Raw genomic sequence first — 1,632 nt, forward strand, 5'->3', positions numbered from 1 at the left:
CGTAGAGGGGAAATCAGTGATCCTATGCTGCCGAGAAAAGCATCGACGCGAGGTTGCAGCCGCCCGTACCCGAAACCGACTCAGGTGGTCAGGTAGAGAATACCAAGGAGATCGAGAGAATCGTGGTTAAGGAACTCGGCAAAATGCCCCCGTAACTTCGGGAGAAGGGGGGCCGGACACGTGATACGACTTCTCGTCGTTGAGCGTTGAAGGCCGCAGAGACCAGTGGGAAGCGACTGTTTACTAAAAACACAGGTCCGTGCGAAGTCGCAAGACGATGTATACGGACTGACGCCTGCCCGGTGCTGGAAGGTTAAGAGGAAGGGTTAGCCTTAGGGCGAAGCTCTGAATTTAAGCCCCAGTAAACGGCGGTGGTAACTATAACCATCCTAAGGTAGCGAAATTCCTTGTCGGGTAAGTTCCGACCTGCACGAATGGCGTAACGACTTCCCAGCTGTCTCAACCGCGAACTCGGCGAAATTGCACTACGAGTAAAGATGCTCGTTACGCGCAGCAGGACGGAAAGACCCCGTGACCTTTACTACAGTTTGGTATTGGTGTTCGGAGTGGCTTGTGTAGGATAGGTGGGAGACTGTGAAGCGGGCACGCTAGTGTTCGTGGAGTCATTGTTGAAATACCACTCTGGTCACTTTGGATGTCTAACGTAGGACCCTGATCGGGTTCATGGACAGTGCCTGATGGGTAGTTTAACTGGGGCGGTTGCCTCCCAAAGAGTAACGGAGGCGCCCAAAGGTTCCCTCAACCTGGTTGGCAATCAGGTGGCGAGTGTAAGTGCACAAGGGAGCTTGACTGTGAGACTGACAGGTCGAGCAGGGACGAAAGTCGGGACTAGTGATCCGGCAGTGGCTTGTGGAAGCGCTGTCGCTCAACGGATAAAAGGTACCTCGGGGATAACAGGCTGATCTTGCCCAAGAGTCCATATCGACGGCATGGTTTGGCACCTCGATGTCGGCTCGTCGCATCCTGGGGCTGGAGTAGGTCCCAAGGGTTGGGCTGTTCGCCCATTAAAGCGGTACGCGAGCTGGGTTTAGAACGTCGTGAGACAGTTCGGTCCCTATCCGCTGCGCGCGTTGGAAATTTGAGAAGATCTATCCCTAGTACGAGAGGACCGGGATGGACGAACCTCTGGTGTGTCAGTTGTTCTGCCAAGGGCACCGCTGATTAGCTACGTTCGGACCGGATAACCGCTGAAAGCATCTAAGCGGGAAGCCGTCTTCGAGATGAGATTTCCATGCACCTTGAGTGTGAGAGGCTCCCAGCAGACTACTGGGTTGATAGGCCGGATGTGGAAGCGGGGACTAACGACCCGTGGAGCTGACCGGTACTAATAAGCCGAAGACTTGACAACACAACTTTTACCGTCGCCCCTTGTGGGTGGCGGGCTCGCGTCCACTTTGTGGTTCCCGACAGACGATCGGGAATCAAACTGAATACTTCAGCAATGCTCTGAAGGAACAATGGTTTGATCCAGGATCTGGGTCGACAGTGTTCCGGTGGTCATAGCGAGAGGGAAACGCCCGGTCACATTCCGAACCCGGAAGCTAAGCCTCTCAGCGCCGATGGTACTGCAAGGGGGACCTTGTGGGAGAGTAGGACGCCGCCGGACTCAAC

At 55.0% G+C, this 1,632-nt stretch carries 1 rRNA gene and 1 other annotated feature (1 of these 2 only partly in view); the gene reads left to right on the forward strand.

The features are described 5' to 3' along the window. Positions 1-1,369: a sequence feature (mutual gap in cmsearch alignment for this rRNA model is longer than 100), on the forward strand; it begins 1,658 nt to the left of the window's first position. A gap of 141 nt (positions 1,370-1,510) precedes the next feature. After that, positions 1,511-1,627 (forward strand): 5S ribosomal RNA (rrf, locus tag ACIQFY_RS16035). Positions 1,628-1,632 lie beyond the last annotated feature (5 nt).

The organism is Curtobacterium sp. NPDC092190, assembly GCF_044755625.1.
Lineage (GTDB): Bacteria > Actinomycetota > Actinomycetes > Actinomycetales > Microbacteriaceae > Curtobacterium.